The organism is Cryptosporangium phraense (assembly GCF_006912135.1).
Lineage (GTDB): Bacteria > Actinomycetota > Actinomycetes > Mycobacteriales > Cryptosporangiaceae > Cryptosporangium > Cryptosporangium phraense.
The window spans coordinates 1-859 of record NZ_VIRS01000081.1 but is presented as its reverse complement, the minus strand read 5'-3'; the positions used below and the strand labels follow the sequence as shown (position 1 = coordinate 859).

At 71.9% G+C, this 859-nt stretch carries 1 protein-coding gene; it reads left to right on the top strand.

The genetic code is table 11. From position 1 onward, the window contains the following. Positions 1-849, top strand: an 849-nt coding sequence (locus FL583_RS39830; protein ID WP_205752880.1) for an ABC transporter ATP-binding protein, incomplete at its 5' end; no start/stop codon positions are given. Between the last annotated feature and the right edge of the window lie 10 nt (positions 850-859).

Sequence of the window (859 nt, the reverse complement as noted above, 5' to 3'; positions counted from 1 at the left end):
GCCGACGCGCTGATCGTGTGCGAGAGCCTGGTGCGCATCTACCAGTCCGGGCCGGTCGAGGTGCAGGCCCTGCAGGGTCTGGACCTGCTGGTGAACCGGGGCGAGATGGTGGCGATCGTCGGCGCGTCCGGGTCGGGGAAGTCGACGCTGCTCTCGATCCTGGCCGGTATCGACGCCCCGACCGCCGGGCGGGCCCGGGTCGACCAATGGGACCTGCTCGCGATGTCCCGCAAGGACCGCGTCGAGTACCGGCGGCACACGGTGGGCTTCGTCCGGCAGCAGACCGCGGCCAACCTGGTGTCGTACCTGACCGCCCGGCAGATGGTCGACCTGCCGATGACCGCGGCCCGGACGCCGTCGAAGACGCGCAAGGCCCGCAGCCTGGAACTCCTGGACGCGCTCGGGGTCGCCGACTGCGCGAACCGGCGCCCCGGAGAGCTCTCGGGCGGGCAGCAGCAGCGCGTCGCGATCGCGGTCGCGATCGCGAACGAGCCCGAGGTGCTGTTCGCCGACGAACCGACCGGCGAACTCGACACCACCACGTCGGCCGAAGTGTTCGGCGCGCTGCGCGACGTCAACCGGGATCTGGGCGTCACGATCGTGGTCGTCACCCACGACCCCGCGGTCAGCGGGCAGGTCGAGCGGACCGTCGCGATCCGCGACGGACGCACCAGCAGCGAGGTCCTCCGGCGCAGCGACGGCGAGCAACTGATCGCCGAGGAGTACGCGGTCATGGACCGCGCCGGACGCGTCCAGATCCCCCGCGACTACCGCGAAGCCCTCAACCTCACCCGCCGGGTCCGGCTCGCACTCGAGCCCGACCACGTCACGATCCGGCCCGACGCATGAGCCTCCTCGA